Raw genomic sequence first — 22229 nt, forward strand, 5'->3', positions numbered from 1 at the left:
CGGGATAGACAAATTTTTGACGCTTATCTATGGCGATAATTCTTAGGATCAGTACTACGCAACATCTACGCCAAATAGGAAGGTCAATTTATTTTTTTGAGCTGTAAAAAGTACGCGAAGATTGAATTGAATATCTGGAAAACCGGCAAGTAGCCAGTTATTTTCCAGACGTAAAGGGAAGCGTATCAGCTAAGTTTTCAAAGAAGCTGCCAGATGTTTGCAGACTTTTAATAATCCGCTCCGAAGCAATAAATTGAGCTTGTAAGCGTGCGCGGAAAGCTTCTATTCGGCGATCCAATTTGTCGTTGTCTTCGCCCACTGTACTTAGATCCGATTTAATTGATGCTTCGCGCTGGCTGATTAAACCACTGCTTTTTAAAAAGTCGTTAATCACCAAACTTAACTCTCCCGCGAAACCCCGAGAGAAGGTTATGTTGCCTGTCGTTGCGCCAGTTGCAATACGTAAACTCAGACCTTCAGCATCGCTGCCTAGTTTTGGTAAAAGGACATCGCCAAGCGTAAACCCGGTGAGACCTGCCACGGTTCCTGCGACATTAGAACCCGCCGTTCCGGTTAATATACTCAAGCCTAATTCCCCAGCATCGGCACCAACAGATGTGATTGATACATTGGAACTCGAACCTAAACTATTTGACGTAAATTCAAAATGATCCGTTACATAAGCAACGCTTAGCGACGCGTTCGCCGCCAGTAAATTCGCGTCGTTATTAATCAGGGATTGCAGCGCGTCTTCCAACTCGGCACTGGTGTTATAAATCGTTGAGGCCGGCAAACTCAACGTTGCTGAAGCGACGCCATCGACCGTAATATCAAATGAATAATCTTGCGTGCCCGTATCTATCGGAAAACCAATTGTCGCACCCGCTATCAAAGAACCATCGGTAGCGGTGTTCGTGATATTGACTGCATATGTTCCTGGCACGCTACGAGCGCTAAAACCAGTCACATCTATAAGTGAGGAATCAGAAGATGTTCGCGGTGTAAAAATTGCTTTGACTAATTCAAAATTGTCATTAAAGCCAAAGGAGAAATCTTTTTCATTAATCGACAAAGAGCCATCTCTTTCCGTTCGAATTCCGACGTTAGTTAACGATGTAAAACCGTCACTTATACCAGGGACAGCGGCGCCAATCACATTACGTAAACGTGTCAGAAGGTTTCTTGCTAGAGGATCTGTTTTTAAGCTCCCGAAATCTTCAATTTCACTATCGAAGCCCGTCAATTTGGTTACCGTTTCTAAAAAAGTATTGTAGACATCAACAAAGTCTCTAACACTTTGCTCAGCAATACTCTTGTCTTCCGCAATTGATAAAGTAACCACTTCAGTAGCGGAACTATTGGCAATTGAGAACTTTAAACCCTGAATAACATCATCGACTTGATTCGATTCTCTGGATACAGAAAGCCCATTTATTTTCAACAGCGCATCTTGCCCAGGCTGTTCTTCCGTTAACTGTGTTCCAGCGGTGTTAAATGCGAAACGTGATAAATCGCTGCCGTCGTTATTCGAAGGCGAACCACCCGCCTCAGCAACGACGATTTCGACTTCATTATTTGCCCCGGAAGGAGCAGTAATCAGCAAGCGAAAATTTGTGCCATCATTAACAATGGATGCTTGCACGCCCAATCCGGATTTATTTATTTCGTCTCGTAAACCAGTTAATGAATTATTCGAACTGTCGATTGTAATCGTGCCGCCAGTTTTACTGGTGTCTTCCGTGAATGTGGTAATCCCTGCATCAAAGGAACCAAAGCGAATAGTCAGGGTTCCCTCTCCAACCGTATCACTTGCACTCGCAAAAGCCGCAGAACTTAAAGATTGCGCGCGGGCAATTTGGCTAACCTCAAGCTGGTAACTTCCCGCCAAGGCATCCGCTTCGAGAGATTCAGGAACAATTAAATTGGTATCTGGAAAGGCAAGTGATTTAGCATCAAAAGTATCTGGCTCACCCAACACTTTTAAGCTTTGTTCCAATGTAGAAAAAGCCGAACGTAAAATACCGAAGTCAGATAATTGGGTGTTGAGTAACTCTTCTTTTTTATCGAGCTTTTCTTGTTGCGGCGCGCGTTCAATATCAGTGAGTTGATCCACCAAGGCAAGCGTATCGATTCCGGTTCCGGCACCAAGAGAAGTGATAAGGTTTTGCATGGAAGGAATACTCCGCGGCTTTTTTCTAATCTAGCTCATTCAGCTTTGTTTTAATTTACACTTCGGTTAAATTGCCACATCCTTGTGGCGACTAGTTCCTATTTGGCTCTCCTGAGCCAACTCTCATCTTTCATCCCTGCACTCATCCTTATGAGTCGTCCTTGAACAAAAGCTTTATTCGTTCCTTAGCAAAGCTTTAACGTCTTCCTTCAGGGGGTGTAGTAAAAACTTTCCTTAAGTAACGCACTATGTATCCATCCTAATAATGAATATCGGCCAACCTTGCTTTTAGTTAAGACACTAATTCGCATTTAGCGTATTTCTCAACACAAAAAAAGGGTGCTTGTGACACCCTTTTTTTACTTAGATCCCTCTAAACACGTACTACTGATACCGTAGTCTCGTATTGTTTACGCTTTCGTGTTGATAAGATGCAATGAAGCGTCACCACCTTGCTGCTTTAAGTTCACATTCAAATTCCGCGCCAATTCTAAAAACACTTCGTCTGGAATTTGTCGAATAACTTTTTTACTGCTGCTATCCAACACCGTTACTACAGTGCGTCCGGCTTCTTCATCGAGATTAAACTGCAATTCTCGTTGAATAGACTGCGCATACTGATTCACTTTATCCAATGCTTCAGCCAGATTTTCTTGGCTAACTTGCACTACGTCGGGTTTTTCTACAGCTTCCTTCACGTCAACTTCGGAAGTTGGCGGCAATTTTTTGCCGCTATCAACCGGAGTGCCGCGCTCAGACTTCTGAGAAACCGGCAAAGATTGGTTGTGATTAGTTACTTCGTTCATATCTACCTCTTTACCTTTACTCCACCGAACCGATTAAATTCGGCTCGGTGAATTAGGGTTCAACGAGTTACTGTAGTAAAGAGAGAACTTGCTGTGGTCTTGCATTAGCCTGCGCGAGGATCGCGGTGGAGGCCTGTTGCAGCACCTGAGCTCTACTTAGTTCCGCAGTTTCTCTTGCGAAATCCGCATCAAAAATTCGTGATCGAGCGGAAGCGGTTTTCTCAGAAACGTTCGACAAGTTCGAGATCGTGAAATCGAGCCGGTTGTTCACCGCACCGAGCGCTGATCGCGTGTTGTTGATTGTTTCCAAAGCGTTGTCGACGACCTCAATTGCCTTTTGAGCTTGAGCCGCAGTTTTAATACTCACGCTACTTAGCGCACTACCAAACGCGCCGGCAGCAGTATTGTTAGCTTCGAGTAATCCAACTTCAGCCGCGTTAGCGTTGACACCAAGCTCGACGCTGATTGGGTTACCACTATCGCTGGTTAACTTAATTCCTGCTTCAACCGTTAAAGAAGCACCAACAAGTGATCCAGCTACTGTAACTTCCGCTCCAGCAGGTGCGAATTCGATAAAACTGGCTCCTGTGAAACCCTCAGCAGCAATCGCTCCGAATGCCGAATCAACAGTCGCAGCACCGAGTACGATCGCACCTTGATCAGACTCAAATTGCAGGCTATTACCAAGTACAGAAGCAACCACGCCGTGAGTATTTGTAGAGAGGTTAACTCTATCTGCAAGAGCTTGAATGGTCGTATCTGCACTGAAATCAACAGTCGTACCGTTGATCAGGATTGAACTTGCTGTTCCAGCAAATGCCGTAGCTACAGTTACACCCGATAAATCAATACCGACTGTCGAAAACGCGTTCGCTGTTACGCCAGTTTCATTAGTCGAGGAATTAATCGCGTTAATTTTTCCTGCCAAACTGTCAGTATTGGTTGTGCTAATTGCCTGACCGTTAATGGTGACATCACCGACACCCCAAGCCGTATTTGCTTGTGCGGCTGCAAGACCCGCGCCCTCAATAACGCCTTGTGCCGATGATTCACGGAAGCCAAGATTATGCAAGTCAACTAAAGTACCTGTATTGCCACGCTCAATGGTAATCGGCTCATCGTTGTCAGAGGTTAAAATTAACTGTCCGTTCTGAGACAAACCATCACCAACTAATGAATTCGTGCCGAGACTGGTTTGCAAATTCAAACCGCCGACAGTAGATACGGCAATCGTCGCACCTGAATTATTCGCCAACACTAGTTCGCCATCATCATTCAAGGACGCGTTGATCGCACCTCCTGTTACACCATTAACAACGTCGACTAACTCAGAAAGCGTTGTGGTGTTTTCACGAACTTGATACGTTTGAACAGCACCGTTTAATTCGGTCACCGTGATATTAAAGCCCTGACCCGCATCGTTATCAATAATTCCGCTACCGACTTGCGATGCTTCTAATTGAGTTACCGCAGACGCTGTAACACCACTAACGTTGTCTGTGATTGATTGAACCAAATCAGACAAAGTATTTGCTGCCGCTGTTCCGGTTTCAAATGTCCCGATTGATTGTCCGTTTATAAGAACGTCGCCGTCCCTAATGTCAGTTCCGGCCGTTGCGGAAAAAACCGATGCTGCTAGATTAATCTCCGAACCCAGTAGATCAACGGCTTGAGAACCCAAACCTAATTTATCCGCATCAATTGCATCGATTGAAAGACCGATGGTTTGATTGGCTTGTGAACCTACCTGCAGCTCAACATTCTTCAAGCTACCGTCTAACAATTTTTGTCCGTTAAAAGTGGTTACGTCTGCGATACGATCTAATTCGGCAACAAGCTGCTGTACTTCCGCATCAAGTGTCGCTCGGTCAGTGTTTGTATAGATTCCGTTAGCAGACTGAATTGAAAGTTCGCGAACACGTTGCAAAATGTTCGTGGTTTCTTCCAAGGCACCTTCCGCCGTTTGAATCAATGAAATACCATCGTTCGCGTTTCGAACCGCTTGGTCCAAACCACGTACTTGCGATGTTAATCGGTTGGTAATTGCCAAACCGGCCGCATCATCTTTTGCTGAGTTAATTCTTCGACCCGACGCTAGTCGTTCACTGGCTTGACTCAGCTCCGCACCTGACTTAACCAACTGACGCTGGGCATTCAGTGAGGATACATTAGTGTTAATAACTAAACTCATGGGAACTCTCCTACATTTATATCCTATTCACGATATGTGAACTATCATCCGTCCGTGCAAGCCAGTGGCTGAATTGGACATCTGGTATCTGTATCGACGTAATCACAAGGAGCTTTAGATTTTTTTCGAGAAATTCAATAACTCTTTATTGTTATAATTTTTTTTCTAGTCTATTTTGCTCTAAGCAGACGGGAGCACAATAGAAATGACGCTGCTTCTATAATAGTAGACAATAAAATACTATTACAGGGCAACCGCCTAACACTATACTTATTGATTACCAGTATAGGCCTTGCTCGCACTAGTTTCTTTAAACAACTTAAGTAATTGACCCTGAACATCCTCTCGATGAGCGATTGTCAGCGCCATTAATTTGTCGTTTAACGTTTTCAGATTCAAGATTATTCTTTGGTCGTCATTTTTCTTTGTATTTAAAGTATTTAATTTTTGATATTCTGAAATTAATAATTCTCTTTCATTTAGCTTCAAAAGAAAATCATCCCATTTTTTATCTTTTGCGAGCTTCAATAAAGCTTCACTACAATTTAGGATATTACTAAGTGTCATTTTTAGCTGCCAAATAATTGTTATTCAGTTTAAATTTACCTAAGCAAATTAAAAAGCGACAAACCACTGACGCGAACAAAACTTTGTTGTGCAGCTTGCAATATAAAAGTTTGTAACGATAACCGTGTTGCCGCTTCCGAAAAATCTAAATCCTCGATATCAGATAAAACCTTTTTATTTAGTAAATCAGAATCCAGATGTAATTCTCGGGAGCTATCCAAGGTATTTAATCGTGCGCCCACCTCACCCAGGACTGAGTTTACTGTTGTTTCTGCATTGTCTAAAACTACCAATGTGTTTGCCACAACATCTTCAACCAGTGCTCTGGTTTGCGGAGACCCCGCTTCAACACCGTGTAAGGCTTCACTTAGACGAGATAAAGTGGTTAGTAAACTTTGCTGATTTTCCGATTCAATTAATATTTTATCTCCAGGGGCTGCGAGCACGCCGTTTGCAGACGCTGTTCCGGTATTAATTCCTACTGCGGCTAAAATATTAGCGCCACTATTATTACCGGGATCAATTTCAATATTGAGACCATTCGCCGATTCAAACCTCGGTGGTGAAACCAGGTTGTTCACCGTAACACCGAGATTCGCCAATCGAGCAGCATTCGCACCGGTAGTTAATTCGGTAACAATGTCTGCATCATTGGTGACATTACTACCGATGACCAAGGTTTCTGTTATCCCACCAACTCGCAATGTAAGACTCTCTCCTGTCTCATCACCCGCAAAATTCTGTGCCGCATCGACCCCAAATTGCAGCGTCGCGGCAGTAGCAGCAGTTCCCGAAAATGGAATACCGGAGATTGTAAAACTCACACCATTGGCTACGATATCCTCGCCACTTTGATATAACTGATTTTGCACAATGACTCGCCCGGTGGAACGTTCAGTAATGGTGTAATTGGTCGCAGCAGGCACGACATTAGCGACTGCATTAAAAGTGACTTCCATATCTTCTGGATAAAACTGATCATAAGTCGCTTGATCAACGACCTGACCAACGGAAACGAGTACCGGAGGGTTGGATTGGTTTGATGAACTAGTGCTGGTTCTAATGGTATTTTCAGCGCTCGCAACATTCTCAAATAACCGCTGACCTGAATCACTCACCTGAACTCGAGCGTTCGTTGTAACCTGAATTGCTATTGAACCTTCATCACCGTGATAGGAATAATTTCCCGCACCGTCTGAGGTGAAGGGTTGGCTTCCACCTTGATACCCTGCGAATACGTAATCCCCACCCGGGTTTTGCGTATTCGCTAGATTAAGCATCTCTTCAAGACGGGAATCTATTTCAATCGCAATCGCCTCGTAATCACTATCGCTCAACACAGCAGTATTACCCGATTGAACAGTAAGTTCCCGGACGCGATGTAGGAGATTCACAACACCGTCGAGAGCGACTTCTTCACGTTCAATAATATTTTGTGCCACATCAATATTTTTACGAAATTGATCAGTGCGCGCTAAGCTTTCGCGGATTTGTAGAATAACTGTCGCGGCAATAGGGTCATCCGCAGGATTGACCACTCGCTTTCCCGAAGCTATCTGCTCTTCAGTTTTCACAATTGCCTGTTGTGCTTTCGCAATACCTATATCGGCAATGCTATAGATATGTTGCGTAGAAATACGCATAACTCGACCTCAACGATAGGTTCTATCTTTTGAATAAATACATTTTTACTCTACATATCTACCGTAGCTTAGATACGTACTAAACTGCATTCAGCAAGGCGTCGAACAAATCTCTCGCGACACTTATCACGCGTGCATTGGCGTTATACGCCTGCTCGAAACGAATTAAGTTCGCAGCCTCTTCATCTAAATTAACACCGGATACTGCATCCCGTGCCGTTTGAGTCTCTTCTAGTAATGCCTCGCTCGCTTCAGTATTGATTTGCGAAAGGTTACTCGTTGTACCCACGCGCTCGACGAGCTGCTGATAACTACCCGAGACACTAAGTCTCTCGCCATCAATTATTGGTCTGGTTTCGATACCAACAAATTTCAAGGCGCTGCGATTGTCGGTCGTGGCGTTTGAGTTGAACTCAATATTAAATCTATCGCCCACATTCGGCTGTCCTTTAATTGAAACTTGATATCCGCTGAACGAGGGCTGCGCAAAATTAGCCGCAGAATTATCGCCAAAAAACTGACTAATAACCGGGGCGGTATTCAAAACAACGTCTGAAGACAATTTGAGATCAATTCGTCCGCCGACCGTCAGCGCCGATTCCGACCCCGCACCCAAACTTGTTAAACGTACATTCGGATTAACTCCATCGTTAACAGATATCGTGTCTCCCGCGACGCCTTCTAATCGAATATCAAGATCGTGACCATTAGTGTTCAGGATTTTTACTTCAGGTGCACCCGTCACCGGATTCGACGTCGCGCTCGCGAAAAAACCTAAAGCACTAAGGTTGGCATTAGAATTTATTTGCGACACTAAATAATCATTAAACGCGGCTTCATCCACCGCCGGGTCTGGTACGTCTGAAGAAATCACGCTTCCGGAATAACCCACAAGGGACTCGCCATTCAAACGTATTTGTAAGGGAACTGTGAAATTAGTGATATCAATATCAGTAACGATTGCTTCTGTAAAAGCATTGGCCTCGACGCCTTCGATACTACTTAATAACCCCGCAGTATTTGCCGCAGAATCTCCAAAATTAGTCGTCACTGATTGTAAGGAAGTGAGACCGGAGATTGGATCGGTGGTGGTAAAGTTAAAAACTTCCAAAGGATAATTATTGGTAAGCGCGGCTGCTCCAACTAACAAAGTCGTCGGTGTTCTACCGTTCGGTAGTCCCATTGACGCTCCACTTCCAGTAACAATTGTTTCTCCGGGATCAAAAGTGAATACCGAATTGTTAAGTCCTGCGGTATAGGGTTGATTACGTAAAGGTGGATCTAGTTGGCGCGGGTTTGCTGGATCAGAAGTATCGAGAACATCGTAAGTTGTTGGTGAAGTAAAGCGAATTAATATTGGCGGTGTTAAACTGCCGTTATTTGCAAAACTCGGCAGAATATTATTATTGCCATCGAGAATACTTAAGACCTCTCCCGCACTTACAATGGCGGTACCCGTGTTACCTATGCCGGTTAAAGTTCTAACCGGCAAAGCAAATGCAATGTCTTCCGGTCGTGTTATAAGCGTTTCAATATCAACCGCACCGCGTCGCGTTGGTTGAATAGAAAATGAATCCCCGCCCTGAAAAGAGCCGCTGGTTAGATGTACGGTTAAACCCTCGAACTGAATTGAAGTTGGGTAAGTTCCGGACAATATTCCCTGAGCCACTTCTTCGCCATCATCATTCCGAATTACGCGATAATTATTTGTGTTGGGGATAAAATCGAACGTGTAATCGCTCACTGAGAGCTGAGAAGTATCATCAATAGTGACCGAAAGTACGCGATCGTTTGGTAAGGCGTTACCTCTATTCGCAATAACTCGCAATGCTGCAATTTTCGGATCGTTAATATCAGTAAAAAATAACCCACCAAAGTCACCATCTAGATCCAAACCTTGGGTTTGTACTTTATTGAACTCGTCTGCGAGAACAATCGCTACACGACCGAGTTCATTCAAAGTTGGATTTAACACCTCATCTTGAAAACGCAGTAACCCGCCGATCTGACCTCCATTTACAACATCAGTGACTTCAATTAACTGCGAGCCACTGGTAATAGAAATTTCGTTACTATTATTGATTGACAGCTGACCAATAGATTTTCCAACTACTAGCGGTTGGCCATTACCAATCATAATATTGAAATCGCCAGCATCTTGTTCAATAACCTGAATAGAAATAAGCTCGGCTAAGCGACGCACTTGTTCATCGCGCTTGTCTAACAAATCATTCGGCGGAGAACCTTGTGCCGAACCTTTTTGTACGCGAATCGTTTCGTTTAATTCACCAATCGTTCGGGCAATGGTATTTATTTCACTAATCACAACTCGTAATTCAGCGGAAACATTCGCAGCGACTCCTTCCAGGCGAGTATACAAGCCGTTAAAACGCGAAGTTAAACTCTCGGATTGATCGACAATGACCTGGCGCGCCAGCGGTGATGCAGGATCATCCGCACCATTCTGAATAGCGGCAAAAAGATTTTGCAGACCATTTGACAATCCCGTACCTGGATCGGCAAGCAAGCTGTCGATACCGCCTATTTTTTCATTAAACGAACTCAAATCATTAAATGTAGTGGTATCTGAACGTAATTGGTTCGTTAAAAATTCACTCACAACACGTTCGATACTCTGTGTGGTAACGCCGCTCCCGATAAAACCCGCCGCTCCCGCTAGTTGCTCGGGGCGTGTTCCGAATTCCACACGCTGTCGACTAAAGCCCTCGGTATTTGAGTTGGAAATATTGTGGCCCGTAGTCCGCAGTGCATTTTGACTCGATTGCAATCCGGAAATCGCATTTGATAAAAGTCCCATAATCTAACAACCTACACAAAGTGCCTTTTTAATCATCCTTGTGGAAATGAAACTGTCGGTGAAATCGATTTGATTGGGTCTGCAAGATTTCGCGCAGACTGAATGACATCACCGTTATACAGCGTCATTATTTTCTCAACATAGTTTGGATCGGTTGCGTAGCCGGCTGAATGTATTTCGTTGAGATATTCTTCAGTTTCGACTTTCGAACTTGCTCGCTGATAACGCGGGTGCTGCGATATTAATTTCGCGTAATCATTAAAACTATCTTGAATAGAATCATATTTCTTGAATGTTGAGTTTTCCTGAACCGCAATACCGTCTTTATACTCTAGCGCCGATACCGCAACGCTATCGCCCTGCCAATTCTTGTTGGCCTTCATGTTAAATATATTATTACTCGACTCACCATCACTCCCATAAATAACGTGCTTACCCCAACCGGTTTCTAAAGCCGCCTGTGCGATTAGAGTTTCTGGGTCAACAGCAAGTTTTTCTGCCGCATTCTGCGCATAGGGATAAATCTTTTGAACGAAGTTAGTAGGATCGCCATCAAACTCGATCTGAATTTTTTCATTAGCATGTTGATTTGCTGATGCAGGTTGCGTATCAATAGGAATTTCCACATCGAGCTGTTTTTGATTGCTGTTTGGCGAATTGCTTTCATTGAAACGTATATCTGTTAGTCCTTGGGAGCTCACATTGTTCGCTGTTGAATTGGAAGGACTGATTGGAATACGTCGCGTCGGCAAAGGCATTTCCATATTTGGAATATTGGTGGTACTTACGGGACCCTGTGGATACTGTTGAATCATTTGATTGTAAAATGCGTCAGCCAAACCAATACCTTGCCCTTCTGACATGGTCAAAGCTAATTGATTGTCAAACATATCGCGATGAAATTTCATTTCGTTACTTTGAAAAAGTCCGCCCTCCTCAAAAACCGCATTGCTGTCTCGCATTGTTTTGAGCATAAGATTCAGGAAAATGGATTCAAATTGCTTGGCAAGTTCTTTTAGAGCGAGGTCCTGATCTTTTTTACCCAATTGATTTATTCTATTTAAACCATTGAGATCGGTATACGATGAATTCTCGAGAGCCAAGCTTGCGGTTGTATCCATATTCATCGTTTATTTAACCCTACTTATTAAGAACAACTTTTTCTAAATAACAATTAATTCAGCACGTAAAGCGCCTGATTGTTTTAACGCTTCGATAATCGCCATTAAATCACTAGGCGAGGCGCCGACGGTGTTCACAGCTCTGACGATATCTTCAAGACTAGAAACACCATTAATTTGAAACATCGGACTGGCAGTTTGATCTGTTTCAATGGAACTTTGAGGAATCAACACCGACTCCCCTTCGCTGAATGGATTTGGCTGGCTAACATCGAAAGTTTCAGTAACGGTTACTGTTAAACTTCCATGAGTAACTGCGACGGGCGTTACTCTGACATGTTGCCCGACAACAATAGTTCCTGTTCGAGAATTAATTACCACTCGTGCGGGTTCATCTCCGGGACGCACTTCGATATTTTCCAGCAAGGCCATAAAGCCAACTCGCTGTGAAGGATCAACTGGCGCATCAACCATAACCGACATCGCGTCAACAGAACGCGCCACATCTGGACCCAAAGTCGTATTAATACTGTCCGCCACTCTTTTCGATGTTGTGAAATCAGCTCGATGTAAATTAAATACAATAGGTTTCCCGCTATTAAAATCATTGGCGATTACTTTCTCTACCAAAGCACCATTCGGCACGCGGCCAACACTGGGAACATTAATCGTAATACTCGACCCATCACTGCCTTCGGTACCGAATCCACCCACTACCAAACTACCCTGCGCAATAGCGTAAACTTCACCGTTGATAGCCTTCAGCGGCGTCATCAATAAGGTGCCTCCACGTAAACTTTTCGCGTTGCCTATTGATGACACGGTGACATCAAGTTGTTGACCTAATTTAGAAAATGCCGGTAACTCTGCGTGCACGGTTACTGCCGCAACGTTTTTTAGTTGCATTCTCGCACCTGGTGGAACCGTTACGCCAAACTGCTCCATCATGCTAATAAATGATTGTGTGGTGAAAGGTGTTTGGTTGGTTTGATCTCCGGTGCCATCTAAACCGACCACTAAACCATAACCAATTAATTGATTCGATCGTATTCCGGCTATCGCGGCAATATCTTTTATACGCTCCGCACTCACGGAATCTACCATCAGTAGCATCACGAAAACTATTGTTAGTTTTTTTAAATTCATATCGCTCTCTTAAAATTCTTCATCAATAAATGGAATTTAGAATGGCCAGAATACGCTATTGAAAACTTTCGATAGCCAACCCATGGTTTGTGAGTCAGCTAAACTTCCAGTGCCACTATAAGTAATTCTCGCGTTAGCGATTTTTGTCGAGGGCACTGTATTTTGCGGCGAGATATCTGCGGGACGGATTATTCCGCTGATGCGAATGTATTCGTCGCCTTGATTTAGCGCCATCCATTTTTCACCGCGAATAACCATATTGCCGTTCGGTAAAATGTCAGCGACGGTAACCGTGATACTGCCCTGCAAGCGATTGCTCTGATCTGCTCCAGCCGCGCCGGAAAAATCGCGTTCTTGTGTTAAGTCAGTTAACAAACTTAGATTTTTGAAAGTTGGATTACTGCCTAGCAAAGTATTGCCGCCGGAATCTTCACTAAAGCTGACTTCGCTGTCCTTGGTTACCGAAGTACTTGATGATTTCGAAGAAACGGTTCTTTCATCCAACATAATTGTTATGACATCACCGACTCGAGCCGCCTTGGTATCGCCATAAAGAGAAAGCCCCATACCCGTTTTATACAGTGATCCACCTACGCTCTGCTCAGGTCGAGGTGACGCACTAATAACCGGTGAATAATAGGGATCACCGGGTTTTGGTGGCGGTTGAATCACGCAAGCTTGCAAAAAAGAAATTGCAAATATTGTGAATAGAAAAGCTGGAGCTCTATTAACCGTAAATTTAATTTTCATAATTACCATTTAACCGTTAAAGGTTTTGACCAATGTATTGCAACATTTGGTCGGCAGTTGATACAACTTTGGAATTCATTTCGTAAGCACGTTGAGTGGTAATGAGATTAACCATTTCTTCAACGATATCGACGTTCGAGTTCTCAAGACTGCCTTGTTGAATTTCTCCCAAACCATTTTGACCGGGAGTACCCGCTTGCGGATCTCCGCTCGAAGCAGTTTGTAAAAACTGATTGCTACCAATAGCTTGCAAACCTGCAGGATTAATAAAATCTACCAGCTCTAAACTGCCAATTTGTTGTGGTGTTGCTTGCCCTTGCAAGCGAACCGAGACGGTGCCATCGGTACCAATGGTCAAACCTGTTGCCCCTTGCGGAACGGTTATATTTGGCTGGATGACAAGCCCTGATGCGTTAACAATCGTACCTTCGGAATCTAAATGTAATTGACCGTTCCGGGTATATCCCGTTGTTCCATCAGGTTGTTGAACTTGCAGGAATCCTCTTCCGACAATTGCCACATCCAAAGACTGTTCAGTAATTTGTAGATTACCTTCCGTAAATTGTTTCTGCGTACCGACTACTCGAACACCCGAGCCTAACTGCAAACCCGAGGGTAGCTGGGTATCCGCGGTTGATTGTGCGCCTGGTTGCCTAACAATTTGATAAAGCAAATCTTCAAACACAGCACGCTCTCGCTTGTAACCAACGGTGCCGGTGTTGGCGAGATTGTTAGAGATTGTTGTTAGCTGTAAGTCTTGTGCCGCGAGTCCAGTTTTACTCGCATAAAGTGCCGCATGCATGATCTACTTCTCCTGTTCAGTAACGATTGCCATTTTTTATCAACTAAAGTGACAAGCTAATGGCAGCCGTCGATAGCTTATTTAACTAATTTGCAATAGCCGTGCCGAGGTTTGTGAATTCTCATCTACCGTCTGCATCAACTTCACTTGTAACTCGTACTGTCGTGCCAATGACAAAATATCAGTTAATTCATTAATCGCCTTGACGTTGCTAGATTCGAGAAATCCCGGCGTCACACGAACACTTGCGTCAGCAACGGCTAGACTGTTGTCTTTCATTCTAAATAAACCGTCGCTACCTTTTACCATCGCTTCAAGTTCTGGATTAACGAGCTTAATACGTCCGATCTCCGTTAAACCAGACGGTGCTTCACCTTTAATCGCTACGCTAATTGTGCCGTCGACGGCAATTTCAATTTTTTCATGTTCGGGAACGAGGATCGGTCCACCATCGCCGATTACCGGCAAGTTGTTGCCGGTTTTTAACATTCCCAAACTATCAACAAACAAACTGCCATTGCGTGTATAAGACTCGCTACCATCAGGATTTTGAATCGCGATAAATCCTTTATTTTCTAAGGCAATATCGAGTTCTCGGTTTGTCGCCATTGCTGTTCCTTGTGCAAAATCGATTGCCGGGGACTCTACACCCGCATAAGCCCTTGATGCATAGCCTTCTCCGTAATACACGCCCATTGATCTCGCTTGCGCGAAATCAGCTTTAAAACCTTGTGTACTGACGTTGGCAAGATTGTTGGCATGAATCGCTTGCGCTTGCATATTATGTTTTGCGCCCGACATCGCAATATAAAGTGCTCTGTCCATTGTTTATGTCTCCTAACTTTGCCGCTTTTAATGAATTATCAATAACAATGCAGATTCAATGCCAAAAAAAAGCGCCGAAGCGCTTTTAAGTAAATTAACTTTTGTTGCCGTCAATTTTTTGTTGAATTTAAAATTGTCGCTAAATATTAATGACCGTCTGCGTAGTCTGATTAGCAGTCTCAATGGTTTTTGCACTGGCCTGAAAATTTCGTTGCGCAATAATGAGGTTAACTAATTGTTGCGATAAATCTACGTTAGATTCTTCCAATGCGCCGGAGGTAATGTTGCCGAGTGACGAAGAACCAGGCGTTCCAATATTGGCAGTTCCAGTTTCAAACGTTTCTGCCCACATTGTGTTTCCGACCGGCTGCAAACCTTGAACGTTATTAAAATCTGCTAACGCAATTTGCCCAAGTATCTGTGCTTCACCATTAGTGAAACGAGCGAAAATAACGCCCGTTTCATCGACATCTAAACCGGATAAACGACCGGTAGTAAAACCATCTTGATCGACAGAGTTAACCGCAAACACACTTCCGAATTGAGTAGCGCCACTCAAATCGATTTCGAAATTAGAACTACTTGGTGGAAAAGGTACAGGGATGCTACCGCCTTGCAAAACATTAAGTGGGCCTACCGCACCATTTTGATTGCCGCTAGAGTCTAGTGGAGTCCAGTTCGACACCAACATTGGTGAAGTTAGCAAATTATTTAAACTTCCGTCTGAATTAAAAAATAAATCAAAGGAGGCGCGGGTTGGCAAAGTATTTTGTGGTGGCGGCAACGCAGTATTTGGATCGCCGATATCTTGGCCGTCAATTTGCGCATACATCACCCAATGATTAGGGGATGTCGTAGGATCATTTGGATCAAACGCTTGCTTAACAAAATATTGTGTCATTACATGCGAGTTACCCAAGCTATCGAAAAGCGTTACTGATGTAGCGTGATTGTAAGTTGATTGGTCAATTGGAGAGAATTGATTAATCACCAGCGGTGTAAAGCTCGCAGGCGTCAATGGTGAAAAAATATTACCTACGGTTGGAGAAGTCGAGGCAATTGAATACCCTTGCTGCAACACAATATCAACAGTGCCACCAACTACACCCGATTGATTCGTAGGTGCATTCGTTACCGTTTGAGTTCCCGTTCCCGTACGACCGGAAATATCAACTTGTCCAGCGCCTGCGCCGGAAAATGAAAAGCGTAAATCATCGCCAACTGCTGAGCTGATATCGAGATCTCCAGATCCATTAACAACGGCGGTAATGCCCGGTAATGTCGACGAGGTCAAACTATTAATTTCCGCTTCCAAGGCCGCGAGCGTTGTGCTCGTTAATGCGACGCCGTTAAGAACAAGATTGTTATTACTATTGTCAAAACCCGCTGAAGCAATAGAGCCAAAAGTTGAAGCCGCAGCAGTAACACCTGCCAACGCATTTAATTCCGACGCGGTTTGTGCCGCTGATGCACCGACAACACTATTAAAAGTTATCGTAGAACCGTCGGGGGCCGCAATGTCCATCGTTTGAACGGCATAACCATTGTCAGCAGCAGCAACACCAGAAGTTGACGCCGGGGCTGCAGCCAGTGCAACAGATAAAGCATTACCTGGCGCACCAGTAATATTTGCCAAAGTAATAGTTGAGCCAATACCCGTAGTTAAATCTTGGAATTCCAAACTTGTACCGTTAACGATAGCTTGCGCATTGATCGGCGTCACCGCACCAAAAATTGCGCTGTTAATTAAATTCGCAACATCTTGCAAACTATTTGCTGTCGAAGAATTTAAATTTAGAGAAACAGTGCCATTCGCAGCTGCGGGTGTAGATCCTGAGAGAGTTACGTCAAATGTTGCGGGGTTCGCAGCAAAGTCGATAGGCGTCGCAACAGCGCCAACGGGTAAGTTAGTTGTTGTTGCCGTTAGTTGCCCGGTTTGTGCAACACCTACGACACTGCCGTCAGTAGAAAAAGATAATCCCGTACTCTGTAATACATCTTCGTTCGAATCCAAATTAACCGCTAAATCAACACCGGTTGTTTGTCTTGGTGGCTGAATATCGGCTTGGATCTGCAGATCACCAATAACGCCACTTACGTTACCGGAAGCATCGGCTGGAAAACCTTGCAATACTGCATTGGTATTGTTGACAATAAAGCCGTTTGAATCTAAACCCAATGTTCCCGCTCGTGTGTACAGGCGATCGCCGTTATCACTAACGATAAAAAAACCGCCGCCGCCAACCGCTAAATCTAACTGGTTCTCGGTAAAATTTAGATTTCCTTGACCAAATTGCTGTGAAACAGATTGCAGTTGTACACCACTGCCAACTGAATTTGATCCTCCTCCCAACAAGCTAGTGGCATAAACATCACCGAATTCCGCACGAGACTCCTTGAACCCGGCAGTACTCGCATTCGCAATATTATTTCCCGTCACTCGCAAATCACTGTTTGCGGCACGAATTCCACTGAGGGCTGTATTAAATGGCATGATGTTCTCCTGAACTATTACTACAAAAAATTAATTAAATTGTTTTACATCGCTCAAATTTACCGCGCCGATACCGGCAAGGTTGAGTACTATGTTTCCGTTCGCTTCAACAGTAACGCTATTTACGTTTGCACTTACTGCTGTATCTAGCTCTTCTAGTTTTCCATCTTGCGTCGCAGTAATTTCGAAACGATATTTACCCGGCCCAAACGCTGTACTAGAACCCCCAGTACTGGGAATAATTTTTCCATCAACCTCAAGATTCAGGCCATCCCATCGCAAAGCTACATCGCCTGCAGTTTGAAAACCGACAGGGAATTGTTGAAGAAGCTCGCCAGATTCACCGTAAACATTAACGGAAAGATCCGCAGTCGATGCCGGTAATGCAGCGGTAGCGGAAACTAATTGTCCATCTAACAAAAAACCCGTATCGCCAGGAACTGTTACCGCGCTACCCACTAAAGATGAAGCTTGGAGCGCTCGGTTAGAAGTGAAATTATTCGCGAAGCTGTCAAAGTTTTCGTTCAATCGCTCTAAACCTTCAACAGAACTGAACTGAGCCAATTGCGCTATAAATTCTCCATTTTCCTGTGGACTCAATGGGTCTTGGTTGCTTAGCTGGGTGATCATCAATTCCAAAAAAGCGGTTTGCCCAAGTTCATTGTCCTTTGGCAACGTCTCTTGCTTGCGGCGTATGTCTAAGTCACTGATTGCCGAACTTACTGCGCTGACATCGTTCATAATGTAAATTCCAAAAATTATTTAAATCTACGTATTAACTTTATTGATCCGAAAAAATTTACTATTGGCCTAAAGTAAGGGCTTTTTGTAGCATTTCTTTCGCAGAATTCATTACTTCTACATTCATTTGAAAAGAACGTGAAGCAGAAATCATATTTGTCATTTCTTCCACTACATCAACGTTGGGATACATGACATAACCTTCTTCATCCGCGAGAGGATGGTGCGGCTCATAGCGCTTTTGTAAAGGCGCGTCACTCTCAACTATTCCCAACACACTGACGCCAACGCCTGCTTTCCGATCGTTGCTGTCGTCGTCGTTACCGAACTCCATCGCAGTTCTTTGAACTGCTGCGAAAACCGGATGTCGACCGCGATAGACTTCATCGATACTGGATGCTGCAGACTGTGCATTGGCAATATTGCTTGCAGTCGTATTGATGCGAATGTTTTGCGCGGTCATCGCGGAACCTGCAATATCAAATACCGAATTAATGCCCATCGTTATTCTCCACGGATCGCACTGTTAATGCCTTTAAATTTGCTATTTAGAAAAGTAAAACTCGCTTGATAAGCCAGCGTGTTTTCCATAAATTCAGCATGCTCGACATGCTCATCGACCGTATTGCCATCTATAGATGTTTGCATGGGTACACGAAATAATGATTCAAATTCGCCGCCCTCGTTAAAGCCCATTACGTCGCTTAAGGTATGATGGCGATTATTGGTCGTCTGTAAATTTAACTTACCCTCTATCGAGCTATCCTGTTGTGCCGTTCTTAGGGCTTGTCGAAAATCAATATCTCTGGCTTTAAAGTTCGGCGTATCGCTATTCGCGAGATTGTTCGCGATCAGCTCAGCTCTCGCTGTGCGAACATGCAGGGCTTGTTCGTGAATACCCAATGCTTGATTAAAATTTATAGCCACGTTGTTACCTTGAATTCGATTGACTTTATCGAGATTTTGCAAGGCTTGTGCCAAAACAGGATGGTTCGCTATCTCTTTGTTTATTAATGTTTTTTTTATTTTATTTGTAACAGCAGACAACAAACAATTGAACGAAGAGCGAAAGCGGCAATTGCTTGCCGCTATTCCGGCAAAAAATTATCCCGCAACAGACAAAAAGGTCAACGACAGTTCGATCCGTTGAAGAATTATTTATAGGTGGTTATTTATAAGGAGCTATTTAGATAACAATGCTGATAGAGGTTAACAGCAGATTGGAGAGGTGCTCATTTTTTCTGAAAAATCACTCCCGGATTGGTTTGCAACATATTGAAATATTTTTCAGACTCGTTGATTCCTTCAGAGGACCCTAATACAAGACAACCAGAATCCCGCAAGCTGGAACTTATGCGCCGCAAAATTAATTGTTTTAATTGTGGTGTAAAGTAGATCAATACATTTCGACAAAAAATAATGTCAAACTTGCCTAACAATGAAAAGTCATTCAGTAGGTTAAATTGTCTAAACTCTATTCGTGAGCGAAGAGCAGAATCTATTCGCCATCGATTTGCAGACTCTTGTTCAAAAAATCGGTATTTTCTTTTCTCATCCAATCCACGTGTCATTGAAAATTTGTCATAAACGCCGACCTTAGCGTAATCGATCATTTTACTCGACAAATCAGTCGCCAATATCCTTACCGGCATTATTTGCATTTGTTTATTATCTTTTGCCTCACTCATCCACTCACTAGCGATCATGCTAATAGAATAAGGCTCCTGGCCAGAAGAGCAAGCCATAGACCAGATTCGAATTTCTTGATGACTCGATCGACTAGACGCCAATTTCGGCAAAATAATTTTTTTAAGATATTCGTAGGGATACTGATCTCGAAACCAAAACGTTTCATTGGTGGCCATAAGATCAGCGACTTCTTGGCGCAAACTCGTAACTTTCCCTGACGACAGGTGTTTGAGCAGCTGTCCGAAAGTACGAAGTTCGTACTTCAAGAGTAGGGGTTTTAGTTTTGTTTTTACCAGATAATATTTGTTTTCAGCGATACTTATACCGAAATTTTCTTGCAAAAAATCACATACAGCACAAATTTCAATATCGTTGTGCAGTTCCTCCCCGTGAATCTCAGTGTTATTTTGCAATCGCTACTTCCTTACAAACTAAGCGTTGTTTTTGCCCGACTCGTTACAAGCGTCTATTCGTTCCTGCAAACATTTAGCAATATCATCTGGATAAAACTTCGCGACAAAATTATCAGCACCTACCTTTTTAACCATTGCCTCATTAAAGACACCGCTCAACGAAGTATGCAAAATAATATGTAGATCTTTAAGGTCTGGATGGTTTCTCACTGAAGCAGTAAAAGTGTAACCATCCATTTCAGGCATTTCGATATCCGAGATAACCAACAATAATTCTTCAATCGGATTTTTGCCTTCTTCAAGCAGACAACATAGATAGTTTAACGCTTCGCGACCATCCTTTAGCGCAGTTACCGTAAAGCCTAAGGACTCAGCGACCCGGGCAACCTGCTTGCGAGCAATCGCTGAATCATCCACGACTAATACATGTTGTTTAACATCACTGCCTTCATCTAGCGTTTTTTCTTGATCAGTATTTGATAGTTGCGGCATTGGCGTAATTTCGGCAAGAATTTTTTCAACGTCGATAATTTCAACTAGGCGGTCTTCAGCCTGAGTAATCGCTGTTAAATAATTGTCTTCACCTGCACAAGATGGTGGCGGGTGAACGTTCTCCCAATTGAGATTAACGATATGCTCGACGGAACTCACTAAAAAACCCTGAGTTGAGCGATTGTATTCTGCAATGATGACGAAACACTTGCTTACATCTGCCTGTGGCTCACCACCGATAGCGTGATTCATATCGATAATAGATACCGTATTACCGCGAATATTTGCCACACCTCGAACCACTGGGTGCCGCTGTGGAAGTTCGTATAATTTCGGACACTGCAATACTTCCTTCACTTTAAATACATTAATGCCATACGCTTGATCACCCGCTAACTTGAATAACAATAACTCCAATCGATTCTCACCGACGAGTTGCGTTCTCGAGTTAACACTATCCAGTACACTGGGCATGACTGCTCCTTTAAATAAGACTTTAAGACTAGCCCGTAATATTCGGTATCGCCATTTCAGGCAACTACCTTCTACCTATCCTCTACCTAATTATTTACTTCCCGTTGTAGCGGCAATTCGCTATGGCTAAGTACGGGATTACTGACACCCGGCATAAAGTTTGCTATGAGACCTATATGACAGTAAAAATTCTGACGCTATACGTTCCGAATCAATTGTTTTTGCGTCGATTTAGTCGTTTTTAGCGGCACTTATAAGTAAAGAATAGGCCAGATTATGAAAGTGGGTAAGATTTACAGCAGCTTATTTGCAATTTCCTTATTGTTTACGGGCGCGCCGCAGAGTTTTGCTTCTGAATTTGAAGATGTAAGTGAAATTTACAATTCCGTCACCGTTTTTCTCGAAAATCATTATTACGAGAACAATGGCGATGCCAAGAGCGTCACTATTAATGTTTCTCGGCTAGACTCCAGGTTACGGTTACAGCGTTGTGACAAATCTTTGACGTTTACCCTTCGAGATACAGGAAATCACGGCGGTAATGTAGCGGTACGCACTCGGTGTGAAGGTAGTAAACCTTGGGCGATTTTGGTTTCAGCAAAAGTCGTAATGAAATTGCCCGTTATTGTTGCAAAACACAATCTCGCAAAAGGCACACGCTTAACTGAAGCAGATCTGGAAATTATTGATGTTGATACGACAACCCTCGCCTATGGTTTTGTCACAAACCTTGCGGATACCCTGGGCAAAGAGTTAACAAGACCGACAGTGCGCGGTCAGCCAATACGCCAAGCTAGCCTAAGCGCGCCAAAAGTCATCAAACGCGGAGATGCCGTTGTCATCGAAGCCCATAGCCGTGGTATCAGTGTATCAAGCCAAGGTATTGCCTTAAGTGATGGCAAAGTAGGACAACAAATTCGAATTAAGAATGAGCAATCACAACGAACGGTCATGGTAGAGGTATTAGCGGAAGGTCGTGTTCAGGCAATCCTTTGAACGCCCCAAATTAACCTTAATAATTTGTAAATTAGGGCTAAAGTTACCTAATCAGTGGCCGATAGCACTGTTGAGAGTTAATTTAAGGCAA

The 22229-nt window shown here is 43.5% G+C and carries 18 protein-coding genes; 1 reads left to right on the plus strand and 17 read right to left on the minus strand.

The window, feature by feature from the left end; translation table 11 throughout:
• Nucleotides 1–157 precede the first annotated feature (157 nt).
• The 17 genes from fliD to ACYUCY_RS10110 all read right to left on the minus strand — a co-directional run bounded on the left by fliD (nucleotide 158) and on the right by ACYUCY_RS10110 (nucleotide 21142).
• Nucleotides 158–2170 (minus strand): flagellar filament capping protein FliD, encoded by a 2013-nt coding sequence (gene fliD / locus ACYUCY_RS10030; RefSeq protein ID WP_460226351.1) that lies wholly within the window; start codon nucleotides 2168–2170, stop codon nucleotides 158–160.
• A gap of 410 nt (nucleotides 2171–2580) precedes the next feature.
• Nucleotides 2581–2976, minus strand: coding sequence for a flagellar protein FlaG (locus ACYUCY_RS10035; RefSeq protein WP_460226352.1), 396 nt, complete (start codon nucleotides 2974–2976; stop codon nucleotides 2581–2583).
• Nucleotides 2977–3043: 67 nt separating this feature from the next.
• Entirely contained in the window at nucleotides 3044–5167 is a 2124-nt protein-coding gene (locus tag ACYUCY_RS10040) for a flagellin N-terminal helical domain-containing protein (protein ID WP_460226353.1), read from the minus strand.
• 270 nt (nucleotides 5168–5437) lie between these two features.
• Nucleotides 5438–5734 carry a hypothetical protein gene (locus ACYUCY_RS10045; protein ID WP_460226354.1) on the minus strand — a complete coding sequence of 99 codons (297 nt, stop codon included), beginning with the start codon at nucleotides 5732–5734 and terminating at the stop codon, nucleotides 5438–5440.
• A 35-nt stretch (nucleotides 5735–5769) separates the two neighbouring features.
• Complete coding sequence (gene flgL / locus ACYUCY_RS10050) at nucleotides 5770–7377, minus strand: flagellar hook-associated protein FlgL (RefSeq protein WP_460226355.1); 1608 nt, start codon at nucleotides 7375–7377, stop codon at nucleotides 5770–5772.
• A 79-nt stretch (nucleotides 7378–7456) separates the two neighbouring features.
• The gene (gene flgK / locus ACYUCY_RS10055; RefSeq protein WP_460226356.1) at nucleotides 7457–10195 is read right to left on the minus strand and encodes a flagellar hook-associated protein FlgK; all 2739 of its coding nucleotides are present in this window, start codon (nucleotides 10193–10195) and stop codon (nucleotides 7457–7459) included.
• Between the two features lie 32 nt (nucleotides 10196–10227).
• Nucleotides 10228–11322 (minus strand): flagellar assembly peptidoglycan hydrolase FlgJ, encoded by a 1095-nt coding sequence (gene flgJ / locus ACYUCY_RS10060; RefSeq protein WP_460226357.1) that lies wholly within the window; start codon nucleotides 11320–11322, stop codon nucleotides 10228–10230.
• Nucleotides 11323–11358: 36 nt separating this feature from the next.
• A complete protein-coding gene (locus ACYUCY_RS10065; protein ID WP_460226358.1) occupies nucleotides 11359–12462 on the minus strand; it encodes a flagellar basal body P-ring protein FlgI in 1104 nt (367 codons plus the stop codon).
• 36 nt (nucleotides 12463–12498) lie between these two features.
• Nucleotides 12499–13212 carry a flagellar basal body L-ring protein FlgH gene (flgH, locus tag ACYUCY_RS10070; RefSeq protein ID WP_460226359.1) on the minus strand — a complete coding sequence of 238 codons (714 nt, stop codon included), beginning with the start codon at nucleotides 13210–13212 and terminating at the stop codon, nucleotides 12499–12501.
• A 16-nt stretch (nucleotides 13213–13228) separates the two neighbouring features.
• Nucleotides 13229–14014, minus strand: coding sequence for a flagellar basal-body rod protein FlgG (flgG, locus tag ACYUCY_RS10075; RefSeq protein ID WP_460226360.1), 786 nt, complete (start codon nucleotides 14012–14014; stop codon nucleotides 13229–13231).
• Nucleotides 14015–14095: 81 nt separating this feature from the next.
• Nucleotides 14096–14839, minus strand: a complete 744-nt coding sequence (locus tag ACYUCY_RS10080) for a flagellar basal body rod protein FlgF (protein WP_460226361.1) — start codon at nucleotides 14837–14839, stop codon at nucleotides 14096–14098.
• Between the two features lie 139 nt (nucleotides 14840–14978).
• Nucleotides 14979–17333 (minus strand): flagellar hook-basal body complex protein, encoded by a 2355-nt coding sequence (locus tag ACYUCY_RS10085; RefSeq protein WP_460226362.1) that lies wholly within the window; start codon nucleotides 17331–17333, stop codon nucleotides 14979–14981.
• A gap of 30 nt (nucleotides 17334–17363) precedes the next feature.
• On the minus strand, nucleotides 17364–18074 hold the full coding sequence (locus ACYUCY_RS10090) for a flagellar hook assembly protein FlgD (protein WP_460226363.1): 711 nt from the start codon (nucleotides 18072–18074) through the stop codon (nucleotides 17364–17366).
• Between the two features lie 61 nt (nucleotides 18075–18135).
• Nucleotides 18136–18576: a flagellar basal body rod protein FlgC gene (gene flgC, locus ACYUCY_RS10095; protein ID WP_460226364.1), complete on the minus strand. Its 441-nt coding sequence runs from the start codon at nucleotides 18574–18576 to the stop codon at nucleotides 18136–18138.
• A 2-nt stretch (nucleotides 18577–18578) separates the two neighbouring features.
• Nucleotides 18579–19001: a flagellar basal body rod protein FlgB gene (flgB, locus tag ACYUCY_RS10100; protein WP_460226365.1), complete on the minus strand. Its 423-nt coding sequence runs from the start codon at nucleotides 18999–19001 to the stop codon at nucleotides 18579–18581.
• Between the two features lie 305 nt (nucleotides 19002–19306).
• Nucleotides 19307–20176: a CheR family methyltransferase gene (locus tag ACYUCY_RS10105; RefSeq protein ID WP_460226366.1), complete on the minus strand. Its 870-nt coding sequence runs from the start codon at nucleotides 20174–20176 to the stop codon at nucleotides 19307–19309.
• 18 nt (nucleotides 20177–20194) lie between these two features.
• Complete coding sequence (locus ACYUCY_RS10110; protein ID WP_460226367.1) at nucleotides 20195–21142, minus strand: chemotaxis protein CheV; 948 nt, start codon at nucleotides 21140–21142, stop codon at nucleotides 20195–20197.
• A gap of 276 nt (nucleotides 21143–21418) precedes the next feature.
• Here ACYUCY_RS10110 and flgA point away from each other — a divergent pair, with 276 nt between their 5' ends.
• Complete coding sequence (gene flgA / locus ACYUCY_RS10115; protein ID WP_460226368.1) at nucleotides 21419–22138, plus strand: flagellar basal body P-ring formation chaperone FlgA; 720 nt, start codon at nucleotides 21419–21421, stop codon at nucleotides 22136–22138.
• Nucleotides 22139–22229 lie beyond the last annotated feature (91 nt).

It is taken from the genome of Aurantivibrio infirmus (assembly GCF_054767315.1).

Bases quoted from the DNA above. Each gene is read 5' to 3' on its own strand.
- flgJ (WP_460226357.1), bottom strand. From the start codon at position 11,322: ATGAATATGGATACAACCGCAAGCTTGGCTCTCGAGAATTCATCGTAT.
- flgK (WP_460226356.1), bottom strand. From the start codon at position 10,195: ATGGGACTTTTATCAAATGCGATTTCCGGATTGCAATCGAGTCAAAAT.
- flgL (WP_460226355.1), bottom strand. From the start codon at position 7,377: ATGCGTATTTCTACGCAACATATCTATAGCATTGCCGATATAGGTATT.
- ACYUCY_RS10110 (WP_460226367.1), bottom strand. From the start codon at position 21,142: ATGCCCAGTGTACTGGATAGTGTTAACTCGAGAACGCAACTCGTCGGT.
- flgA (WP_460226368.1), top strand. From the start codon at position 21,419: ATGAAAGTGGGTAAGATTTACAGCAGCTTATTTGCAATTTCCTTATTG.
- flgC (WP_460226364.1), bottom strand. From the start codon at position 18,576: ATGGGCATTAATTCGGTATTTGATATTGCAGGTTCCGCGATGACCGCG.
- ACYUCY_RS10035 (WP_460226352.1), bottom strand. From the start codon at position 2,976: ATGAACGAAGTAACTAATCACAACCAATCTTTGCCGGTTTCTCAGAAG.
- ACYUCY_RS10090 (WP_460226363.1), bottom strand. From the start codon at position 18,074: ATGAACGATGTCAGCGCAGTAAGTTCGGCAATCAGTGACTTAGACATA.
- fliD (WP_460226351.1), bottom strand. From the start codon at position 2,170: ATGCAAAACCTTATCACTTCTCTTGGTGCCGGAACCGGAATCGATACG.
- ACYUCY_RS10045 (WP_460226354.1), bottom strand. From the start codon at position 5,734: ATGACACTTAGTAATATCCTAAATTGTAGTGAAGCTTTATTGAAGCTC.
- ACYUCY_RS10040 (WP_460226353.1), bottom strand. From the start codon at position 5,167: ATGAGTTTAGTTATTAACACTAATGTATCCTCACTGAATGCCCAGCGT.
- ACYUCY_RS10080 (WP_460226361.1), bottom strand. From the start codon at position 14,839: ATGGACAGAGCACTTTATATTGCGATGTCGGGCGCAAAACATAATATG.
- ACYUCY_RS10065 (WP_460226358.1), bottom strand. From the start codon at position 12,462: ATGAATTTAAAAAAACTAACAATAGTTTTCGTGATGCTACTGATGGTA.
- flgH (WP_460226359.1), bottom strand. From the start codon at position 13,212: ATGAAAATTAAATTTACGGTTAATAGAGCTCCAGCTTTTCTATTCACA.
- ACYUCY_RS10085 (WP_460226362.1), bottom strand. From the start codon at position 17,333: ATGCCATTTAATACAGCCCTCAGTGGAATTCGTGCCGCAAACAGTGAT.
- flgG (WP_460226360.1), bottom strand. From the start codon at position 14,014: ATGCATGCGGCACTTTATGCGAGTAAAACTGGACTCGCGGCACAAGAC.